We start from the raw sequence: 21,347 nt of genomic DNA, 5'->3' as shown, positions 1-21,347 counted from the left end.
TGCGAATGAATTGAGCCATTCATTGCGGAGAAAAGAGCCATCATTTGCGGAATAGAGAGCCACTAATAGAATTACTCATTCATGGAGTAGAGCCAGAGCCACAGCGAAGCTGCTTGCCATTGACTGTAACGCCCGATTCTTTGCAGACGCTGGAAGGGGTCGGGGCCCCGCCGGCGAATGCTTAGAATCGACTTGTCCGTGTTATCATGTCTGAGCAGGTGTGCCTTTTAGGTATTATTTATGCCACACCTGCAATAGTTCCACAACACGGACAAAAGTTAAGTCAATGGTGGCGGACTACCGAATTTGCCCTATCTTAGGTAAAGTAGAGCGGCCCTTATACTGTGTGTTAAATTGTTTGTCAAAGTTTCTTATTATATAATTTTATGATAGTGGATCTCTTTCCCGCACTTACTGGCTCAGATGTCCGCAAACAGTGGCTCAAAACACCGCATAGCTGGCTCATTCCGTCCGCAATACTCATAATCAGAGTATCCAAAAAAAAAGCTAATAATCCTATCCCTCCACACCTAAACCCACCACATCCTCCTAATCGACTCTCTCACCATGATCGGCTTCAAAGTATAAATCGCCTTCGCAAACCCCTCATCCATAGACATCAACCCATCCTCATGCTCTATGCTAACCACATAATCATATCCGTAAAGTCGAAGCGTACTAATAATATCCGCCCATACCTTTGAATCGTGCCCAAATCCAACCGTGCGGAAGTACCATGAACGGTTTTTCATGTCGCTGTATGAGGTCATATCTGTTAATCCGTTTCGGTTTGTATTCGGTTGATCAATAATCGTGTCCTTTGCATGGAAATGATGAATGGCATTTTCACATCCAAGTATTTTAATAGATTCCACGGGATCAATGCCTTGCCACCACATATGACTTGGGTCAAGGTTGGCACCGATTGCTGGACCGCATGCTTTTCTTAAGCGTAAGAGTGTGGCAGGGGTATGTACGGAGAACCCGCCATGTAACTCAAGACCAATTTTTACATTGAGCTGTTCAGCCATTGCGGCTTTTTCCTTCCAATATGGAATGATTTTTTCTTCCCATTGCCATTTCAAAATTTCTTGGTACTCGTTTGGCCAAGGGGCTACAGGCCAGTTAGGGTATATTGCATGCTCATGGTCACCAGGGCAGCCTGAAAATGTATTGACGACAGGCACGCCAAGCTTGCTTGCTAATTGAAGAGTTTTTATAAATACATAGTCAGCTTCCTCGGCAATAGGCTTTTGCGGATGAAGGGGGTTTCCATGGCAGCTCAGAGCACTGATCATTAATCCTCTGCGAGTGATTTTTTCTAGAAATTCTTTCTGCTTCTGTTCATCCTCAAGTAATTCATCAACCTTGCAATGAGCATCCCCAGGATAACCACCCGTCCCCAGCTCCACAGCTTCGATTCCCATCGAGGCAACATAATCAAGCATCTCATCCAGACTTTTATCTGAAAATAAAACAGTAAAGACTCCTAATTTCATAAAAACACCATCCTTAAAAAATGAAATTTGTAATCCGTTACATTGGAATATAAAAAGAAATTTGAAAAGGTTGCGCTTGAAAATGGTTTAAAAAAAAGTTTAGTTGATTGGAGCGCAAGGTGCGAGACTCCTGCGGGAATTGTGGGACAGTTGAGACCCCGCAGACGCTTCAGCGTCGAGGAGGCTCAACGCCCGCCCCGCGGAAAGCGAGTACCTGGAGCGCAAATCAACATCTACCAACTAAGTTTTATTAAGTAACATTTTTGAAAACAGCTATATTTATCGCGTTATCATAATATATTGGTTAACAATCCAATAAATTCTAAAATCATATTTGTAATCGATTACAATTTTCTGTCATAGAGTATGAAAGAGGGAAACAATCATGGCAAATATCCAACAAGTAGCTCAAAAAGCGGGTGTTTCCGTTGCAACTGTTTCAAGGGTGCTGAATCATGCTACGTCTGTAAGCCCGAAAACAAGGCTAAAGGTAGAAAATGCGATTAGGGAACTGAATTATGAACCGAGCATGCTGGGGAGAAATCTGCGAAACTCTGAAAGTCGACTTTTATTAGTGTTGCTCCCTAGTATTTCCAATCCTTTTTACACAGAAGTTATTAATGGGATTCAGAATACGGCGATTGCAAACAGCTACAACATTCTGCTTTGCGAGACAGATTCGAATCCGCAGCGAGAAAATATTTACTTCAATATGATTAAGAACAAATTGGCTGATGGGGTCATCTCGATGGATCCGACAGTCAATATGCAGAAGTTGAATGAATTAGCTGAGAGTCATCCTGTTATCCTCTGCAGCGAGTATGAGGAAGGCGGGAGTATCCCTTATGTCACTATTGATAGTGAGCTTGCTGCTTATCAAGCTGTTAAGCACCTCATTAAATTAGGCAATAAAAAAATAGCCCTCATTAATTCGGATGAAAAGTTCTTATATTCAAGACAGCGCAGAAGCGGGTACGAAAGAGCATTACAGGAGTTTGATCTTCCTATCCGTGACGAATGGATTTACCACACAAAAGATCTGGAATTTCAAAACGGTGTTCAAGCAATGAGAATGCTGCTTGAGCTAGAAGAGAAACCAACTGCGATTTTCGCTGTTTCCGATACATTAGCGATTGGTGCATTAAAGGGAATCAACGGAAGTGGGTTACATGTACCAAACGATCTAGCAATTGTCGGCTTTGACAATATCAGTTTTTCAAACATGACGAACCCAACACTGACAACAGTTTCACAGCCTATGTACAAAATGGGCGTTACGGCTGCAAACATGCTGATTATGAGTATTAAGGGAGAACAGGTGGAAAGCATTGTGCTCGATCATGATTTAATCATACGCGAGTCGACAATGGGTTAAGGAGGTTTTAATGCTTGGGTATAAAAGTAGGGATCATCGGCTGCGGTTCGATTGCTAAATTCCGACATGCACCAGAGTATAAAGCAAACCCGTTTGTGGAAGAAATAGTCTTCTATGACCGGAATGTGGAGAGAGCGAAAGGCTTGGCACTGGAATTTGACGGCCGTGCTGTAAAAACAGTGGAAGAACTCTTCAATGATCCAACGATTACAGCGATAAGTGATTGCTCCTCCAATGAAGTTCATCATATCCATACCTCTATTGCACTGTTAAGCGGCAAGCATGTTCTATGTGAAAAGCCTTTAGCGATAAATGTGAAGTTTGCCGAAGAAATCATGGGAGCGGAACGAAAATCAGGCAAGAAATTAATGATTGATCATAACCAGCGGTTTACTAAGGCTCATCAAAAAGCAAAAGAAATTCTTAATAAGAAGGAATTAGGGGAAGTATTAACCTTTAAAACCTCGTTCGGTCATCAAGGTCCTGAAAGCTGGGGAGTAGACAAATCGAATGCGACCTGGTTTTTCAAAAAAGACCGTTCTTACTCGGGCGTTGCAGGTGATCTCGGCATTCATAAAATCGATTTAATCCATTACTTATTGGACGATGAGATCGATGAAGTGCATGCCTTTCATGGCGCGCTCGATAAAGTGAACGAAACAGGAATTTTAATCGAGGTTTGCGACAATGTTGTCTGCGCATTAAAAACAAAAAAAGGAAGGTTGGGAACAGCTTCCTTTTCATGGACTTACTATGGATCAGAAGACAATTCAACCACGATTTATTGCCAAGACGGAATGATTAAAATCTATAAAGACCCAGAAGCCCAGCTGATTATCGAAAAGAAAGATGGCTCCGTCATTAAATATGAACTGGAGCCGATCCAAACAAATGATAACCAAACAAGCACAGGTGTAATTGATGCCTTCATCGACTGCATCATCAATGACCGCGAGCCCCCAGTAAATAGTAAGCAAGCACTTGCTTGTCTTAAAGTAATTGATAAAATCCTAGGTTTGTAGACTCAGATTAAAAACTATTTTCTACAGGATTGTAGATGAAACTACAAAAAATGATAGTTGATTGGAGCGGAAGGTGGCGAGACTCCTGCGGGAGGCTCACCGCCCACCCCGCGGAAAGCGAGCCACCTGAAGCGCAAATCAACCTCTACCAACAAACTTTTTACCTAGAAAAAAGTAAAATTTCATACTAAATATGTAATGGATTTCATATTTTTAAGTATCTGTTTTTACAAGAAGAGTACTTCTGTTTCAATGTAATCAATTACATAAGTTGACAGGAGGGTAGAGAATGTTAAAGCAGCTTGCGATCAATTCGAATACGTATCACGGCTTTTCGCTGGAGGATGCAGTCAAAGGCGCAAGTAAGGCCGGATTCACACATATTGAATTATCCGCAGTAAAAGACCATACCGCCCATGTGCTGCCGGAAATGCCATCCAAACAGCTACGAGAAATAAAGAAATTACTTCAGGAATATAAGATGAAATGTGTAGGAATTGGAGCTCATAGCAATGTAATGAAAGAGGAAGGAATCGCTAATTTATTGAGAAGCGTCGACTTGGCTACAGAATTTAATTGTCCGTATATCATTACAGCAACAGGTGATTCGCATCATGATTCAGATGTGATTGAGGATGAGAGGGTGTTAGCTCGAAATTTAGAACCCGTTATTCAGAAATGTGAGAAATTAAATAAAATCCTTGTGTTAGAAACACATGGAAATAATTATGCGACAGGTGTTGCATTGAAGAAGCTGGCTAACTCACTGCATAACCGCGTCAAAATAAATTATGATACTGCAAATGTGATTTTTTATGGGAAAACCTTGCCGTATGAGGATCTAGAAGCGTCCGCTGATTGTGTGGCATTTATTCACCTAAAGGATAAACGAGGTGCTTTTAATGAATGGGACTTTCCCGCAATAGGAGATGGAGATTTAGATTTCCACAAAATCTTTGGCATATTAAAAATAGCAGATTACAAGGGACCAATTAGTGTAGAAATTGAATTTACCCCAGCAGGTCCAGCCAATCTAGAAGAAGTGAATGAAGCAGTTAATAAGTCTTACAGCTATCTTTCAAGACTAATAGAGTAAGGAGGGCAATATGAAGAACATTGGCCTCGTTGGTTTAGGGTTTATCGGAAAAATGCATTTAAAAGCCTATCATTCTATTGAAAATTGTTATGTTGCTGCAATCTGTACAAGAAGTGAAGTAAAAGATGAGGAAATTATCGGCCTTTTTAATGGTACCTTTGTTTCTGACTATGATGATTTATTGCGCAGTGAGGAAATCGATATCATTGATATTTGTTTACCTACTTTTTTGCATGAAGAGTATATAATCAAAGCGGCAAGAGCTGGGAAGCATATTATTTGTGAAAAACCGTTAACGTTATCATTGGAATCTGCCGAGCGGATATTAAAAGAAGTTCAGGATAATGGCGTGCGGTTATTTGCTGGCCATCTGCTCCGATTTTGGCCAGAATATAAGATGATCAAATCCTATAGCGAATCCGATCAATTAAAGGATATAGAAATCGTTCATGGAAAACGATTAGGGCAGGCTCCAGCATGGAGTGATTGGTTTCAGCATCCAGAAAAAAGCGGCGGAGCTTTATTTGATCTCCATATTCACGATATCGATTTCGTCTTTTATCTAATGGGTGAAGCAGAATCCGTTTATGCAGTAGGCACTAAAAACAAATATGGTGCTTGGGATCATATCATGACGACCCTTTCTTTTAAAAATAACAGTATAGCACTTGTTGAAGCTTCTCACCGAATGCCAAACGGATATCCGTTTACGATGTCATTCAGGGCGCAGGCTGTCCAGGGAACACTGGAATATCATGTTGCTGCAGGCGAGAATATTGAACATATAAATTATCATCAGTTTGTTTACTACAATCATGTGACAAAATCTACTATAGACATTGTGAGTGGAGATGCATTTCAAAATGAACTTTCCTATTTTGTGCATTGCATTGAAACGAACCAGGAAAACGGTGTCATTCCTCTAGAGGCTGTATTTTATACACTGAAACTGTTGAAGGCGATTGAAGCATCGTTAGAAACAGGACAAAAAATTAGGATCTAACATCTACTCAAACATACCCGCATTCCAGCAAAAATTCCTCCATAACTTTCAGCTCTTAATTGTAAGTGTTTTTAACGTTCCTCTTCATTTTGGCTTTAATCCTGTGATAGATTACAAGTTTTAAACTAAGGGGGTTATTGAATGAAAAAGGCTTTCTTTCTCTTTATGGTGCTTGTGTTGTGCCTAATTCCAGTTTTAAGTGCATGTAACTCAGAAAAAACAAATGAAGGCGGCGGAACCGGCTCAAAAGGTGGTTCAGGAGATAAGAAGTATAAGGTTGGCATTCTGGCACCAGCTGTTACACACGGGTGGGTTGCGGCGGTTGCTTACCATGCAGAAGTACGTGCAAAGGAGCTTTCCAGCGAAATTGAATATCAAATCCAAACGAGCAGCAATGCTTCGGAAATGACTTCTCAATTAGACGATCTTATGACTTGGGGAGCGGAAGCGATTGTCGCATTCCCACAGTGGGAAGGAATGGAAGTACCGATTCAAAAAGCAATAGATGAAGGGATTAAGGTGGTCAATTTTGATATCGTCATCAATTCGGACGATGTTTATCGTGTGGCCGGAGATAATGAGGACATGGGAATTCAAGGGGCGAAATATGTTGTAGACAAGATCGGTACCGAGGGAAATGTAGTCATTCTTGAGGTTCCTTCATCAGGCTCTGTTTCTGAACTTAGAGGGAAGGGCTTTGTTGAAACAATGAAAGAAATTGCCCCTGATATGGAACTTCACACGTATGCCACACAGTTTACACGCGAGGATGGCTTAAAAGATTTCGCGGATATTTTAACAAGCCTTGATAAAATCGATGCCGTATATTCTATGGACGACGAAACTTCTATTGGTGTACTGCAAGCAATCAAAGAATCAGGAAGAAAGGATATTAAAGTTGTGACAGGCGGAGGCGGTATGCAGGAGTACTTTAATATGATGCCAGAAAATAAAGATATCTGGATTCAATCAGCACTATACAGCCCAGCAATGGTAAAGGATGCTGTAGACGTCGCACTTAAAGTATTAAAAGGGGAAAAGGTAGAAAAGGAAACAATCATTCCGACAACGATCGTAGATAGGGATAATTATAAGGAATTCCTTGACGAAAACTCCCCTTACTAAGTCTTATTTTCATAGAAAAGAAATAAATATCAAAGAGGGGGTATGGCAAATGCTATAGCCTCTCTTTTGTAAGATGAAACAATCTTTTAGATGTAAAGGGTGCATGTGTGTTCAATAGACTGTTATTTTTGAGATTGTATACAAATAGCAAAATGTCTTGGTTGATTGGAGCGGAAGGCGCGAGACTCCGGCGGGAGAAGTGGGACAGGTGAGACCCCGCAGGAGCGATAGCGACGAGGAGGCACATCGCCCACCCCGCGGAAAGCGAGCGACCTGAAGCAAAGATCAACCTCTACCAACAATGTTTGCGAGATAGCCTTTCTATAAATCTACCCGGATGTGATTGCATGAAGATTGAAATGAGAAATATTAGAAAGTATTTTGGAAGCAATGATGTCATTAAAGACGTTTCGTTTATGCTTAAAGGCGGTGAAATCTGCGCATTACTGGGGGAAAATGGCGCAGGAAAATCAACATTAATGAATATTCTCGGTGGCGTCCATCAAATGGATTCAGGTTCAATCATTGTCGATGGAAAGGAAGTAGCATTCAATACCCCTGCACAATCACAGGAAGCGGGAATTGCATTCATCCACCAAGAATTGAATTTGATTAACGATTTGCCAATATACGAAAATATGTTTTTAGGAAGAGAGCTTAAAACAAAAAGAGGAAGTTTGGATTTAGAAAGAATGCTGCAAGAAACACGAAGGATTTTTACGGAAATGAATGTAGATCTCGATCCTACTATGATGGTTCGTAATCTAGATGCTTCCTACAAACAAATCATTGAAATCTGCCGTGCTATGATGACAAATGCCTCCTTCATTATTATGGATGAACCTACCACCTCCTTAACAGATCAGGAAATTGAACGGGTTTTTAAGATGATGAAAACATTAAGGGAGCATCATGTTGGGATTATCTTTATCTCTCATAAATTGAATGAAGTCATGCAGGTTTGTGATCGTTATTTCGTACTCCGAGATGGAAGCCTCGTTGCTGAAGGAAATGTAAATGAAGTGAATACGAATGATCTTGCCCGTTTTATGGTTGGCCATGACGTAAGGACTGAACCGTTAAACAGAGAGAAAAAAATAGGCAGAGAGATTTTGCGTGTAGAGGATCTTACAAACAGCCATTTTTTCAGAGACATTAGCTTTTCGATTAAGGAAGGGGAAATTGTTGGCTTTACAGGACTTCTTGGTGATGGCCGAAGTGAGCTCTTTCAATCTATTTTTGGAGCGGAAAAAATTTCATCCGGAAAAATCTATCTAAATGGTAAAGAAGTGAAAATGACGAGTACAAAGCAGGCTATTAAAGAAGGAATTGCGTATGTCCCTAGAAATCGTAAGGAAAATGCCATTATTAAGGATATGGATATTATCGAGAATGCCTCCATCGTTACATGGCCAGCTTTTTCACAAAATGGCACGATCAACAGGCAAAAGCATAAGGAGATTTTTGAGGAACAGCGCAAGGCACTACGAATAAAAATGGGTGAGCTAACGGACAGTATTTCAAGTCTTTCGGGCGGAAATCAGCAAAAGGTGATCTTGGCCAAATGGCTGGCGGCTAAACCTAAACTGCTAATATTGGACAATCCTACCCAAGGTGTTGATGTCGGAGCTAAAGAAGATATTTATGATATTATCTTGAAGCTTACGGAAGAAAATATAGCCATCGTTGTGCTTTCAAGTGAAGCGAATGAAATTATTCGCATATGTGACCGGGCAATTGTTATGTATCATGGAGTCATTCAAGGAGAAGTTGCTGGGGAAGAGATGAACGAGCATTCAATTATGAGGCTTGCTACTGGCGGTCAGCTGACTTTCACAAAGGAGGGATAAACTGTAATGAAACCAAATTTGGATAATGATGCAATAAAAAATAATCAAAGCTTTTTTCAATGGTTTAAATATAAGTGGTCAAGTGATCAGCTTTTTAGCATTGCTATTGCACTCATCATCATGATTATCCTGCAAACGCTAGTTTTGGGATTTGATTATGATTCATTTGGAAGCTGGTTTCAGTCATGGACCAACAACTGGATCAACATCCTTCGAAATAATGCAGCGACAGCCATCGTTGCTTTAGGTATGACCTTTGTGATTATGACGGGCGGCATTGATTTAGCTGTCGGCTCAACACTCGTTGTCACAGGTGCCCTATCAATGATGCTCCTTGATACCGGTACGAAAGGGTTCCTGCTGGCAATGGGGATCACAGGGGTTCCGGCATTTGCGATTACAATTCTTGTCGTTTTGCTTTTCGGCTATTTATTAGGCTCTTTAATTGGCGTAACAATTACAAAAGGAAAAGTACCGCCATTTATTGCTACCCTGGGTGCGATGATGATCTTTCGAAGTGTGACCCAGCATTTCATGCAAGGCTACAATCCGAAAGTGCCAACGGAATTTTTACAGATTGCAAGTTTTAAAATTGATAACTTCATGATTATGCCAATCGTTTATTGGGCTATCATAGCTTTTATCCTTTACTATGTATCGAAGAGAACAACGTTCGGAAGACAAATTATAGCGGTTGGATCAAATGAACGAGCAGCTAGACTTTCTGGCATCCATGTTGAAAAGGTCAAGCTGCGTGTGTATGCGCTCATGGGACTCCTTGTTTCGATCGCTGCAATCATTCAAGTATCCAGAATTGGATCAAAGGACTTCTCAAATGCAGGAAGAGGAATGGAAATGGACGCTATTGCTGCAGCCGTTGTCGGCGGAACAAATATGATGGGCGGAAGGGGATTTATCCTTGGTACGGTATACGGGATGCTGATCATTGCTGTTATGAATAATCTATTAAATCTATTTGGCGTTCCACCTTTCTTGAGAGAAGCCTTTAAAGGCGTTATTGTTATTGCTGCGGTACTTTTACAGAAGAAGGAGTTGACTTCGTGAGTTGCAATTTAACCTTATAATATGAATAAATGATAGTGATAAACAGTTTACCGAATTGTTAGCTATCTAATTAATCAGAACTGAACTAAACGGGGCGTTCCTTTAAATGGGTTAACAACTTTTATTTCTGAACTTGTCCGTGAAGATAAATTTCCAAAGGATAATCTTGTACATTTTGTCGAATTTTGTGTTATTATAACCATAATTAATATAAACCCGTTATGAATACGGTAGAGGTTCTAGCACCCCTCTCTAAAAAAACTAAGATGAAGCAGCACTTCTATCTTGGGGTGCTGTTTTTCTTTTTTGAAAGGGGAGTTATTTGTGTTAAAAGATGAAAAAGCAATAGTTGTCTTTAGTGGTGGACAAGATAGTACGACATGCTTGTTTTGGGCATTGCAAACGTTTAAAGAAGTGGAAGTTGTAACTTTTAATTATAATCAAAGGCACAAAGAAGAGATTGAGTGTGCCAAAAATATTGCAAAAGAGTTAAATGTTAAACATCATTTATTAGATATGCACCTGCTAAATCAATTGGCTCCGAATGCATTAACAAGAGATGATATTGAGATAAAAGAGGGAGAAAATGGAGAGTTACCATCGACGTTCGTTCCAGGACGTAATTTGATTTTCCTCTCATTTGCTGCTGTGTTAGCGAGCCAGGTTGGTGCTAAGCACATCATTACTGGTGTTTGTGAAACAGACTTTAGTGGTTATCCAGATTGCAGAGATGTTTTTATTAAATCATTAAATGTCTCCATTAATTTATCGATGGATAAACAATTTGTGATCCATACGCCATTAATGTGGTTAGATAAGGCAGAAACATGGAAACTTGCTGATGAATTAGATGCACTCGATTATGTTCGTGAGAAAACCTTAACTTGTTACGATGGAGTAATAGGTTATGGCTGTGGAGAGTGCCCAGCGTGTAAGCTAAGAAACCATGGGTTAGAAAAATATCTAAAGTCACAAGAAGGAGCGGAAGCATAATGGGTCTAGACTTCTATGGTTTTAGAATAGTAGAAAACCTGCAAAAAATGGACCAAGATATTAAAAAAGAAGATCTTAAATATCATAAAAAGCGTGTGCTTGTGAGCAAGGAGTTTACCTTTGATGCAGCACATCATCTTCACTGTTATGAAGGGAAATGCAAGAATTTGCACGGGCATACGTATAAAGTTGTATTTGGTATTAGCGGGTATGTAGATGAAATCGGTCTTGTTATTGATTTTGGAAATATCAAAGAGATCTGGAAAAAAGAAATTGAAATTCATCTTGATCATCGATATCTGAATCAAACATTGCCAAAAATGAATACAACAGCAGAAAACATGGTAGTTTGGATTTATGAAAAAATGTCGGATTCTTTGATCAATCGGTCAGAAAAATATAATGATGCCAGAGTAGAATTTGTTCGTTTATATGAAACCCCTACGAGTTATGCTGAAGTAAGACGGGAGTGGGTGGAAGATTGAGTAAAGTACCTGTAATGGAGATTTTTGGGCCTACTATTCAAGGAGAAGGGATGGTTATTGGCCAAAAGACTATGTTTGTTCGAACAGCCGGCTGTGATTATTCTTGTTCATGGTGTGACTCAGCTTTTACATGGGATGGTTCGGGAAAAGATTTAATCAAGCAAATGGATGCAGAAGAAATTTGGCAAGAACTTAAAGCACTAGGCGGTGACGGTTTTTCATTTGTAACGATATCTGGCGGGAATCCAGCATTATTAAAAAATCTTCATTACTTAATCGATTTATTAAGAGAAAATAATATAAAAGTTGCTTTGGAAACACAGGGAAGCAAGTGGCAGGATTGGTTCTTAAATATTGATGAATTAACGATTTCACCTAAACCTCCAAGCTCTGGAATGGTCACTGACTTTGATGCTCTTGATATGATTATCAATAAGCTTAAAGAAGAAGTTCCAGCGCAAAGTGCCAGTTTAAAAGTAGTTGTTTTTGATGATCATGATTACGAATATGCGAAAAAGGTGCATAAACGCTATCAGGAAGTTCCATTTTTCTTGCAAGTAGGAAATGACGATAATCAAACAACAGACAAACAACATCTTATTTCCCAGTTATTGCAGAGATATGAATGGTTGATTAATAAATCTATGCTAGATGATGAGGTAAGAAATGTAAAAGTACTGCCTCAACTCCATACCTATATTTGGGGAAATAAGCGTGGAGTATGATTTTTTGAAGGTAAAATATTAAGTTAGTAATATACGGTTAAGTTTGAATGATTTGATAAATGGTAGGGGATCTCAACACCATTTCTAGATAGTTATTGACCGTAAGTCTTAATATCATTAAGCCCCGTAATATGCGAGCTCAATTGTTTATTGGGCAATCATAGCTTTTATCCTTTACTATGTATCAAAGAGAACAATATTCGGAAGACAAATTATAGCGGTTGGATCAAACGATCGAGCAGCTAGACTTTCTGGCAACCATGTTGAAAAGGTAAAGCTGCGTGTGTATGCGCTCATGGGACTCTTTGTATCGATAGCTGCAATCATTCAAGTATCTAGAATTGGATCAATGGACTTCTCGAATGCTGGAAGAGGAATGGAAATGGACGCGATTGCTGCAGCCGTTGTCGGTGGAATTATATGATGGGCGGAAGGGGATTTATCCTTGGCACGGTCTACGGGATGCTGATCATAGCTGTTATGAATAATCTTTTAAATCTATTTGGCGTTCCACCTTTCTTGAGAGAAGCATTCAAAGGGGTGATCGTTATTGCTACAGTTCTTTTACAGAAGAAGGAGAAGACTTCTTGAGTTGCATTTTAAACTTATTAATATGAATAACTGTAACGAATTGAGCTGGCTTTTGAAGGAAAGCCGGCTTTATTTATTGAAAATTACTGGAAATTGTTGAAGCCTTTCATTCACATGTGTAAGAAATAGTAGTTTTGAGTCTGTTTAAATAATTGATAAAATTGAACATTACAGAAATAAATCAAACGATGGCAAACAGGTTATTAAGGGTTCGTATCACATCCAAATGTTAATGGTCTTCATTTCTCGTATGAAACAATGGATAGACCGTTTAAAGGGTGTGGCTACGAAATACCTCGATACCTACCTTGCTTGGTTCTTATTTGTTGATAGTCGTAGCAATGAGAGTACAAAACACAATATTAAAGAGTTTTTGCGTACATCATTTGTATTTGAAATGACCGATACTTATGATAGTTTGCGTATGTCAAAAATCAAAGTATAGCATTAAAAAGACCTATGGAGTTGAGGTTATGTTTAATATCCGACCCACAATTTCATTTTCCCCTAATGCTTGTACTTCCAAATGGTCGTGTAAAGGTCTTGGTATCTTCCAAGTTAATGAGAATTTGTTATCTCCGTCATCCTTAATGTCATAGCCAATAAGTTTTCTTTCATACCACTGTTGAGTTCCGATCGGGATTAACCAAAATAAGACTGTTTCTGTGTTCAGAGCTTCAACATAGATTGTTATTTCCCCTGTCCCCTTTGGAACCCTAACCCAATTATCTTTTTCAGGAATACTCGTATAGAATTTTTCTATTTTAGGGGAAGGAGGGACATATTCTGTATTACCTTTAATAGGCACATTTAGCATTAGACTCATTGCCAAAACTGTTTTTAATATCATTAAAACCACCTAGATAATAGTGTCTTCATAAGTGGTTATATTATGAATTTATGTGATAAAACGAAATAAAGAGGGGAGCTCCCTCATTTAAGGAGTCCCTAATTTTTTTTATGAAAAATAAACATTAAAGTTTAACAGAGCCATTTAAATCAAGAATTTGATATGAAATTAAATAGATAAAAATCACGAACTTCTGCCACAATTTTTAACATAAAATGAATAGTAGTTTTGATATTATGCTGTCGGTTACTGTGCAAAACAGAATAGACCAGATGGCGATATTACAGAAGGCAGAAGCAGCTAATGTTATATTGGCTAAAATTGATCATAAGTACTAAATACTATAAAGGAGCACATTATTTCAGTAGAGTTTGCTGAATTAATGTGCTTTTTATTTTTATCGAAAAATGAAAAGTATTTATATTCAAAAAAATATTGTATTATCATTCCCTTTATTCTTATGGTATATTTGAATAGCATTTTATCGCAGATTAACGGGCTGTAGGACCCCCACTTCAAGAAGTTGAATTAAGAATAAATTTCTAAGTGGGGGATCAACAGCCCGTAAGAGCCCGATCGGTTCAACTAACAATCAGTGGGGGATGAAGGAAAACCCCCACTGATTGAAGTTTCACTTTATTAGATGAAGGAGCAGTAATGTTGAAAAATGAATGGTTTCTGCGCTGGTCTTTTTTTGTTTTTGGATTAATGATTTTAGCTTTTGGGATTTCTTTAACAATTGAAGGGAAGCAATTAGGAATTGGACCGTGGGATGTTTTCCATTATGGGTTATTTCTCAAATTCGGGCTAACAATTGGATCTTGGTCGATCATAACTGGATGTTTTCTTTTGTTGATTTATTCTGTAATCAAAAAGGAATGGCCAAAAATAGGGTCGATTCTTAATATGGTGTTACTTGGATTATTTATTGATTTCTTTAATTGGCTTTTACCACCAATTGATAGTTTAATAGGAGAATCATTGGTGTTTATGCTCGGTGTTATTTTACTAGGATATGGAATCGGGTTATATGTTTCAGCTGACCTTGGAGCAGGGCCAAGAGACAGTTTTATGCTGTTGATTGTTGAAAAAACGGGCTGGAGCATCCCATGGGTACGAAATGGGATTGAAGTATTAGTTCTTCTTATAGGCTGGTTGTTAGGGGGTCCTATTGGAATAGGCTCAGTGTTTATTGCTTTTGGGTTAGGGCCAATTTTAGGGATTTCTATCCCTCAATGTAAAAAAATGTTTTCTCTTTTCCTCAAACAAGAGACTTCGGCCACTGCAAACACATCAATTAGATGATTAAGAGACTGACTCATCATAGACAGTCTCCTTTATCATATTCGACTAATGGGCAAGTAAAGAAAGAGGGATTTCCTTTACGCTTTAATATAATAATAAAATTAACTTTGCTTTCAAAATAAGATGAGCTCAATGCTCAAATGTGTTACATTAAGAAAAGAAATTTTAAAAGTGAGTAGGTGAACAGCATGATTGAGGTTAGAACATCTCCACTAAGTGATGGAGAATTCAATAGAGGGGTATTTGCTACAAGTGATATCAAAAAAGGAGAGCTTTTACACGAAGCACCTGTCATTTCATATCCAAACAACCAGCATCAATATATTGAAAAAACTATACTCGCTGATTACGCTTTTGAGTATGGGAAAAATCATTCAGCTATCCTTCTTGGTTATGGAATGTTGTTTAACCATTCTTATGAACCTAATGCAATGTATGAAATTAATTTTGATAACCACACATTTGACTTCTATGCCTTCACAGATATAAAGGCTGGAGATGAGATTCTAATCAATTACAATGGCGATGTGGATGACAAAGATCCACTGTGGTTTAATCAGGATTAAAAAGAATGACCTAGTACTGCGTTCGATAATGTGCTTTTTAAATGTGCGTGCGGCAGTAACTTCCAGCGTAAATGTGACGTGTGCCAACCGCCAAAAGCGTCACGCTGACTGTATAGCGAATAAAAGAAGTGCCGATTTCTATTAAATAGAAGATGGTGCTTCTTTTATTTTATAGGAGCAATATGATGGATAATGAGTTAGTGAATGAAGTAACGAGTAAATACATTATGGGCTGATTATATTTGGGTGATAAACTTTAAAATAAGAATATTTTTTAATAAGATAAAAGTTACCTTCCCATCATATCAAGATAAAAGTAATAATGATTTGCAAGATACAAGGAGATTCATCATACTATAAATCTAGGTTTCTTTTTAAGAAATTATTCATCATAAACCAAATAAGCTATTTAGGCTTACTTCAAGTCAATTATGGAAAAGGTGATGTCCGTGTTTTTTCTTGCATTATCAGCCATGATAATTTCTATTATTGTTGGAACCGCACTACTAATAGGCGGGAAGATGTTATTTGGCATTATGGCATTTGTCATTGCTGGAATACTGTTTTTATTTATCCTTGTTTATTATGGAAAAAGGAAACATCGCAAGAAAAAGTTTGATTGTACACCTGACTGTGATTGTGGTCCAGATTTAGATTGTGATTGCGGGCCGGATTGTGATTAAAGTAAAGGATGTAGCAGCAATTGTCCCATGTCATCGCAAGAAAGAGAGATGTCTAACGATTAGAGGGTACACACTCCCGCTCTGTGCAAGATGTACGGGGATCTTGGGTGGATATCTCTTTTTTCCTATACTAATTGCTTTTCATTTACAACTACCCATATGGTTAGGATTGCTGCTAAATATTCCAATGGTTTTAGATGGCTGGACACAGAAAATGAACTATCGAATGAGCAATAATCCCTTAAGATTCTCTACTGGAATTATGTGCGGCTTTGGACAGAGTGTTTTGATTGTTGGGATAAGTGAAGGAATTGTTTCTTATATCCTTTAAAAGGCTATTACCGATTACAGTAGATTGAGATGTGCAGAGATAATAAAGTTGTTTAATTTTTCCTCTCTAAATTTCAATAGCCTACAGTCCAACTTATGAACGTAGGCTATTTAAAGCTATTTAAAAATAATACTCATTGATGATAACTTGATGCTTTAATGAATAATAATGTTATTTAATTCGATAGGCAAATAGTTAAGAGTGACCACTTTTTCTGGAATCAAGTAGGAATCCTTCTTCTTATATCCATCCCCGTTCTTTTTCTCTTCAGGTTTGTAATATTTCGCTTACCAATCCTGAATTAGCCCATTTAGACATGAAATGAGAGGATCGTTCAAATTATATACATAGGCCCCATATTCAGCCTTTTGTACTTCTGTACGTGGTTGAGAACACACGAACCTGCATGGCTTATAGACAATAGTGGCAAGAAAGTCACTATGAATTGTGACAGAGGAAGCACAGGAATTTTGAATGCTTAGATCAGCGACTGAAAAGTCTCGATTTTTCTCAACCTGTAGTTTTACTAAAAAAATTTGATAATTTATAACAAAGTTCGATTATTTAAAATAAAGATTGATCATTTATTATAAAGTTTGATTAAAGATCCTGTGTTGATATGCAGGATTTTTTCTTATTCCACAATCGGGCCATTTAATGGTGCGAATCGTTTCTAACCTAACTTGGGAATGGTCACATTACCCAGATAAAAGTTAGACAATTCCTTCAGGAATTGAAGGATTATATCGAAGAGTCAAATGATTGAGTAACGTCTTGAAGGGCTCTCTCTTAGTCGAATAGCACTGGATTTAGTAAGAATGATAGTGTTATAAGCTCGGTGAAAAGGCGTGAGAATTTACCGTAACAGGTTAAGTTGACGAAAGCCTACCCGCGGGGGTGGTGTAAATCATGATGCTTGAGTTGAATGAACATGGTGAGAATGTTAAATACCCTATGAGAATAGAAGGGTTAACTGACGAATTTCCGAAGGTACGGATCTAGAATGGCAATACATAGAAATGTGTATATCACTTATTGTGAGGTTAGCTGTGGGTGAGTAAAAATCGTTAATATGAAAATCCATGATATGTTACAGGCATATCTCCGTTAACAGGTCTACAGGAAACACCTAAATTCATTCCATAATAGATATAATTCAACGTTGTAAGCTGATGACGTGGAGGACTTACTTCCTATGAAACGGTGCTAAGGAAAGCAATAGTGATAATAGCTACTGTATAACTTATCTTTGTATCAGTGAAAGTGGTGGCACAGTACCGATGAGACGTCTAATTCACGTGGAGGGATAGCCACTAGACTATTGAAAAATCATTCAACCATGTTCGACAGTTCTTTATCGGTTAATAAGGTTCTTGTGAGACTAAAAGAGGTTCAACTCCTAAGGGAGTCACCGACTTGTTGAAACGGAAGAAACTGAGACACAATGAGTATTATGATATGCAACATTGTTTTGACAATTTGTATGCTCAAAGTGTTAATGGTCAAAATTTCTATGACTTAATGAAATTGATTAGTTCTGATGAAAATATACGTCTTGCTTATCGAAATATCAAAAGAAATTCAGGAAGTAAAACGGCTGGTACAAATAAATTAACTATTGAAGATGTCAAATGTTTAACTATAGAAGAAGTTATTCTGAAGGTTCAAAGCATGCTTCAATCGTATGCACCACAAAAAGTTAGACGTGTGTTCATACCAAAAGCGAACGGCAAAGTAAGACCGTTAGGAATCCCAACGATATGGGATAGAATCCTTCAACAGTGCATCTTACAAGTGTTAGAACCGATTTGCGAAGCGAAGTTTCATAAACACAGCTATGGTTTTAGACCAAACAGAAGCACTCATCACGCAAAAGCAAGGTTTGAGTCTCTTATAAACTTGTCGGGGCTTTATCACTGCATAGATGTAGATATTAAAGGTTTCTTCGACAATGTAAACCACAGTAAATTACTGAAACAAATTTGGTCATTAGGTATAAGAGATAAATCTCTACTTTCCATTATTTCAAAACTTTTAAAAGCAGAAATTGAATGTGAAGGCATACCTACTAAAGGCGTTCCGCAGGGCGGTATCTTATCTCCGTTATTATCAAATATTGTTTTAAATGAACTTGATTGGTGGGTAAGTGACCAATGGGAAACTTTTAAAAGCAATCATCCATATAAGCACAACGGAAGTAAAGTACAAGCGCTCAAGAAATCTAATTTAAAAGAATGTTACATCGTAAGATACGCCGATGACTTTAAAGTTTTATGTCGCACACGCTCGCAAGTGATTAAAATGAATTACGCTATTAAGGATTTTCTTAATACAAGATTACACCTTGAGACAAGTGAAGAAAAGTCAAAGGTCATTAATCTAAAGAAAAATTCGTCAGAATTTCTTGGCTTTACATTCAAAGTAAAAAGTAAAGGTAAGACAAGGATGTGCTATGTAGTTCATTCCAATATGACGAAGAAAGCAAAGTCCAATGCATTCATAAAAATCAAGGAATCTGTTAAAGCCATTCAGAAGAAACCTTGTATCGAAACAGTTTGGCATTTTAATACAGTTGTAATGGGAATTCAAAATTACTACTCAGCTGCCACTCAAATTACAAATAATCTAATTGAGTTGAACTCCTATCTTCACAAGACGCTATATAATCGACTAAAGAATGTCAGAAAAGAAGCGAAGTTTAGTGACATGACGAGTACGTTGCAAAAACGCTATAAGGGATATGAACCACAATACTTCAAAATCCGGAGTATGGTATTTGTACCAATTTATGCCCAACGGCATAAAACGAATCTATGTTTCTCTCAAGATACGTGTAACTATACGGTTAATGGCAGAGAAAAAATACACCAGAACTTAAAAGCGATTAACAAAAACGTATTAAGCTACGTCATGAAAAACTTTATTCCAAATCGAACGATTGAATACAACGATAATCGCATAAGCAAGTTTATCGCACAATATGGAAAGTGTGCAGTTACGGGGACGGAACTTGGATTAAACGATTGGCACTGTCATCATAAAATTCCCTATCATCTTTCAAAAGATGATAGGTTTTCAAATCTGATAGTAATTCATGAAGCTGTACACCGACTTGTACATTTGAAGGATACTGAAAAAATTAAAGCATTACTTCAATCCTTACAACTCAATAAAAATCAGAAAGAAAAAGTCAATGAACTGCGAAAACAATGCAAAAATACTGTAATATGATTTTGGAATCGTAAATTTGCTTCATCAAGCACATAGATTTGAATGAATTGGATTAGTTGGAACGCCGTATGAGATGAAAGTTTCATGTACGGTGTGAACGAGGGGAAAAGGGAGCGATAACTTCAAACCCTTACCTATTCGTATGAGGAAAATCTCAAGAAAAATTGAATACTTATGGTAATGATTGATGCTGTTTGTGAAAGTTTGTACTTAAGCTAACGGGTCAGCAGTTTAGTTTAAGTAGAAAATAGTTATTGTTTGACTAAATTCTATTTGGTAAAACAAGTAAAAGTTAAGGGGGATACATATGATTAAATACCCGTTTTTAGAAAGAGATGCAACCATAGGAGTCACAGCACCTTCATCTGGGCTACAAGTTGAGTTACATGATATGTTTAAACAATCATGTGAGCGTCTGAAATCGAAAGGATTTAAAATAATTTGTGGTGATACGGTTTGGACTCAAGAAAAAGCCAAATCAGCACCTGCCGAAAAACGCGCAGATGAGTTTAATGAAATGATGCGTGATGATAATATAAATATCATTATTCCTCCATGGGGTGGAGAACTGTTAATTGAAATACTTGAAAAAATTGATTTTGAAAATATAAAAAATAAATGGGTATTAGGTTATTCAGATACAAGTGTATTATTATTAGCAATCACATTAAAAACAGGCATAGCTACTGCTCATGGTACAAATCTTGTAGATTTAAGAGGGGAATATTCAGATGACACCACTGCAATGTGGCAGTCTGTATTATCGACAAATATTGGAGAATCTGTCCTTCAACATTCATCAGCTAAATATCAAAAGGAATGGCAACACAATTCTCCGTCTCCATGTGTTTTTAATTTAACAGAACAAACCTATTGGAAAACTGTGTCAAATCAAAAAGTTAAGATACAAGGTCGTTTACTTGGTGGATGCATAGACATGATAAGACATTTAATTGGTACAGCATATGGTGATGTACAAAACTTTAGAAAACAAAATATCAGTGGAGAGCCTGTATTATGGTATTTAGAAAATTGCGAAATGAATACAACAGATTTAAGAAGGTCATTAGTACAAATGAAGTTAGCTGGTTGGTTTGAACAATGTTCAGGTATTATGTTTGGTCGAAGTGATGCGAATACGTCTGTAAATACCTACACAGTTGAAGATGTTTATAAAGAACTTTCTGATGAGCTTGGGATACCGATTATTTATGACGTGGATTGCGGTCATGTTCCACCACAAATCACTTTCATAAATGGTGCTTATGCTGAAGTAGAAGTAGAAGAAGGTAAAGGTATTATTTTGCAATACTTTAATCAATAGACAGATAAATTTTCCTTGTTGAACTAACCGAGGCGTTAGTTGAACAAAAAAAGTAGTTAAGATCTTCAACAAAACCAGCTAATAGTTTGTCAACATTTTTCAATAAAAAACTTTATTTATCCATGCTATACTTAAATTGTCCATGACAAATAACCTTCCGAATATACTGTTTGGAAGGTTTTTCATTTGATAGTTAGATGTAGTAGTTAAGCTATATCTTGGAAGGTT

At 37.6% G+C, this 21,347-nt stretch carries 20 protein-coding genes and 1 pseudogene; 19 read left to right on the top strand and 2 right to left on the bottom strand.

What is annotated here, in order from left to right; all coding sequences use genetic code 11:
* Positions 1-530: 530 nt before the first annotated feature.
* The gene (locus KHA94_RS24215) at positions 531-1,499 is read right to left on the bottom strand and encodes a sugar phosphate isomerase/epimerase family protein (RefSeq protein WP_213104639.1); all 969 of its coding nucleotides are present in this window, start codon (positions 1,497-1,499) and stop codon (positions 531-533) included.
* A gap of 385 nt (positions 1,500-1,884) precedes the next feature.
* Here KHA94_RS24215 and KHA94_RS24210 point away from each other — a divergent pair, with 385 nt between their 5' ends.
* The 13 genes and pseudogenes from KHA94_RS24210 to KHA94_RS24155 all read left to right on the top strand — a co-directional run.
* The gene (locus KHA94_RS24210; protein WP_213104638.1) at positions 1,885-2,874 is read left to right on the top strand and encodes a LacI family DNA-binding transcriptional regulator; all 990 of its coding nucleotides are present in this window, start codon (positions 1,885-1,887) and stop codon (positions 2,872-2,874) included.
* 14 nt (positions 2,875-2,888) lie between these two features.
* A complete protein-coding gene (locus tag KHA94_RS24205; protein ID WP_213104637.1) occupies positions 2,889-3,896 on the top strand; it encodes a Gfo/Idh/MocA family protein in 1,008 nt (335 codons plus the stop codon).
* A 289-nt stretch (positions 3,897-4,185) separates the two neighbouring features.
* Complete coding sequence (locus KHA94_RS24200) at positions 4,186-4,992, top strand: sugar phosphate isomerase/epimerase family protein (protein ID WP_213104636.1); 807 nt, start codon at positions 4,186-4,188, stop codon at positions 4,990-4,992.
* A 10-nt stretch (positions 4,993-5,002) separates the two neighbouring features.
* Complete coding sequence (locus tag KHA94_RS24195; RefSeq protein WP_213104635.1) at positions 5,003-5,995, top strand: Gfo/Idh/MocA family protein; 993 nt, start codon at positions 5,003-5,005, stop codon at positions 5,993-5,995.
* Between the two features lie 141 nt (positions 5,996-6,136).
* Positions 6,137-7,120: an ABC transporter substrate-binding protein gene (locus KHA94_RS24190; protein WP_213104634.1), complete on the top strand. Its 984-nt coding sequence runs from the start codon at positions 6,137-6,139 to the stop codon at positions 7,118-7,120.
* A gap of 347 nt (positions 7,121-7,467) precedes the next feature.
* On the top strand, positions 7,468-8,970 hold the full coding sequence (locus tag KHA94_RS24185; protein ID WP_213104633.1) for a sugar ABC transporter ATP-binding protein: 1,503 nt from the start codon (positions 7,468-7,470) through the stop codon (positions 8,968-8,970).
* A 6-nt stretch (positions 8,971-8,976) separates the two neighbouring features.
* Positions 8,977-10,035: an ABC transporter permease gene (locus KHA94_RS24180; RefSeq protein ID WP_213104632.1), complete on the top strand. Its 1,059-nt coding sequence runs from the start codon at positions 8,977-8,979 to the stop codon at positions 10,033-10,035.
* A 324-nt stretch (positions 10,036-10,359) separates the two neighbouring features.
* Entirely contained in the window at positions 10,360-11,028 is a 669-nt protein-coding gene (queC, locus tag KHA94_RS24175) for a 7-cyano-7-deazaguanine synthase QueC (protein ID WP_213104631.1), read from the top strand.
* A complete protein-coding gene (queD, locus tag KHA94_RS24170; RefSeq protein ID WP_213104630.1) occupies positions 11,028-11,513 on the top strand; it encodes a 6-carboxytetrahydropterin synthase QueD in 486 nt (161 codons plus the stop codon). Before queC ends, queD begins: the two co-directional genes overlap by 1 nt.
* Positions 11,510-12,238, top strand: a complete 729-nt coding sequence (queE, locus tag KHA94_RS24165) for a 7-carboxy-7-deazaguanine synthase QueE (RefSeq protein ID WP_213104629.1) — start codon at positions 11,510-11,512, stop codon at positions 12,236-12,238. The genes queD and queE overlap by 4 nt, the downstream gene beginning before the upstream one ends.
* A 142-nt stretch (positions 12,239-12,380) precedes the next feature.
* Positions 12,381-12,662, top strand: a complete 282-nt coding sequence (locus KHA94_RS26140; RefSeq protein WP_338030872.1) for an ABC transporter permease — start codon at positions 12,381-12,383, stop codon at positions 12,660-12,662.
* Positions 12,659-12,829 (top strand): hypothetical protein, encoded by a 171-nt coding sequence (locus KHA94_RS26135; protein WP_249365733.1) that lies wholly within the window; start codon positions 12,659-12,661, stop codon positions 12,827-12,829. The genes KHA94_RS26140 and KHA94_RS26135 overlap by 4 nt, the downstream gene beginning before the upstream one ends.
* Positions 12,830-12,989: 160 nt before the next feature.
* Positions 12,990-13,274, top strand: a pseudogene (locus tag KHA94_RS24155) (IS1595 family transposase); the annotation flags it as partial.
* Positions 13,275-13,286: 12 nt separating this feature from the next.
* On the opposite strand, the gene KHA94_RS24150 reads toward KHA94_RS24155, so the two are convergent.
* Positions 13,287-13,679: a hypothetical protein gene (locus KHA94_RS24150; RefSeq protein ID WP_249365732.1), complete on the bottom strand. Its 393-nt coding sequence runs from the start codon at positions 13,677-13,679 to the stop codon at positions 13,287-13,289.
* Between the two features lie 660 nt (positions 13,680-14,339).
* Between KHA94_RS24150 and KHA94_RS24145 the strand changes: the two genes are divergently transcribed.
* The 6 genes from KHA94_RS24145 (at position 14,340) to KHA94_RS24120 (ending at position 21,119) form a co-directional block, all read left to right on the top strand.
* The gene (locus tag KHA94_RS24145) at positions 14,340-14,984 is read left to right on the top strand and encodes a YczE/YyaS/YitT family protein (RefSeq protein WP_213104674.1); all 645 of its coding nucleotides are present in this window, start codon (positions 14,340-14,342) and stop codon (positions 14,982-14,984) included.
* Between the two features lie 188 nt (positions 14,985-15,172).
* The gene (locus KHA94_RS24140; RefSeq protein WP_213104628.1) at positions 15,173-15,550 is read left to right on the top strand and encodes an SET domain-containing protein; all 378 of its coding nucleotides are present in this window, start codon (positions 15,173-15,175) and stop codon (positions 15,548-15,550) included.
* Between the two features lie 449 nt (positions 15,551-15,999).
* Complete coding sequence (locus tag KHA94_RS24135; protein WP_213104627.1) at positions 16,000-16,233, top strand: hypothetical protein; 234 nt, start codon at positions 16,000-16,002, stop codon at positions 16,231-16,233.
* Positions 16,226-16,564: a DUF2085 domain-containing protein gene (locus tag KHA94_RS24130; RefSeq protein ID WP_338030868.1), complete on the top strand. Its 339-nt coding sequence runs from the start codon at positions 16,226-16,228 to the stop codon at positions 16,562-16,564. Before KHA94_RS24135 ends, KHA94_RS24130 begins: the two co-directional genes overlap by 8 nt.
* 1,419 nt (positions 16,565-17,983) lie before the next feature.
* Positions 17,984-19,795, top strand: a complete 1,812-nt coding sequence (ltrA, locus tag KHA94_RS24125) for a group II intron reverse transcriptase/maturase (protein WP_476695939.1) — start codon at positions 17,984-17,986, stop codon at positions 19,793-19,795.
* Positions 19,796-20,102: 307 nt separating this feature from the next.
* Positions 20,103-21,119, top strand: coding sequence for a S66 family peptidase (locus KHA94_RS24120; RefSeq protein WP_213104626.1), 1,017 nt, complete (start codon positions 20,103-20,105; stop codon positions 21,117-21,119).
* Positions 21,120-21,347: the final 228 nt, after the last annotated feature.

Origin of the sequence: Cytobacillus citreus (assembly GCF_018343665.1) — a bacterium.
GTDB classification, from domain to species: domain Bacteria; phylum Bacillota; class Bacilli; order Bacillales; family Cytobacillaceae; genus Cytobacillus; species Cytobacillus citreus.
This window is presented reverse-complemented; position numbering and strand designations above follow the sequence as displayed.

Bases quoted from the DNA above. Each gene is read 5' to 3' on its own strand.
- queD (WP_213104630.1), top strand. From the start codon at position 11,028: ATGGGTCTAGACTTCTATGGTTTTAGAATAGTAGAAAACCTGCAAAAA.
- KHA94_RS24215 (WP_213104639.1), bottom strand. From the start codon at position 1,499: ATGAAATTAGGAGTCTTTACTGTTTTATTTTCAGATAAAAGTCTGGAT.
- KHA94_RS26135 (WP_249365733.1), top strand. From the start codon at position 12,659: ATGATGGGCGGAAGGGGATTTATCCTTGGCACGGTCTACGGGATGCTG.
- KHA94_RS24195 (WP_213104635.1), top strand. From the start codon at position 5,003: ATGAAGAACATTGGCCTCGTTGGTTTAGGGTTTATCGGAAAAATGCAT.
- KHA94_RS24185 (WP_213104633.1), top strand. From the start codon at position 7,468: ATGAAGATTGAAATGAGAAATATTAGAAAGTATTTTGGAAGCAATGAT.
- KHA94_RS24210 (WP_213104638.1), top strand. From the start codon at position 1,885: ATGGCAAATATCCAACAAGTAGCTCAAAAAGCGGGTGTTTCCGTTGCA.
- KHA94_RS24140 (WP_213104628.1), top strand. From the start codon at position 15,173: ATGATTGAGGTTAGAACATCTCCACTAAGTGATGGAGAATTCAATAGA.
- KHA94_RS24180 (WP_213104632.1), top strand. From the start codon at position 8,977: ATGAAACCAAATTTGGATAATGATGCAATAAAAAATAATCAAAGCTTT.
- KHA94_RS24190 (WP_213104634.1), top strand. From the start codon at position 6,137: ATGAAAAAGGCTTTCTTTCTCTTTATGGTGCTTGTGTTGTGCCTAATT.
- KHA94_RS24120 (WP_213104626.1), top strand. From the start codon at position 20,103: ATGATTAAATACCCGTTTTTAGAAAGAGATGCAACCATAGGAGTCACA.
- KHA94_RS24150 (WP_249365732.1), bottom strand. From the start codon at position 13,679: ATGATATTAAAAACAGTTTTGGCAATGAGTCTAATGCTAAATGTGCCT.
- KHA94_RS24200 (WP_213104636.1), top strand. From the start codon at position 4,186: ATGTTAAAGCAGCTTGCGATCAATTCGAATACGTATCACGGCTTTTCG.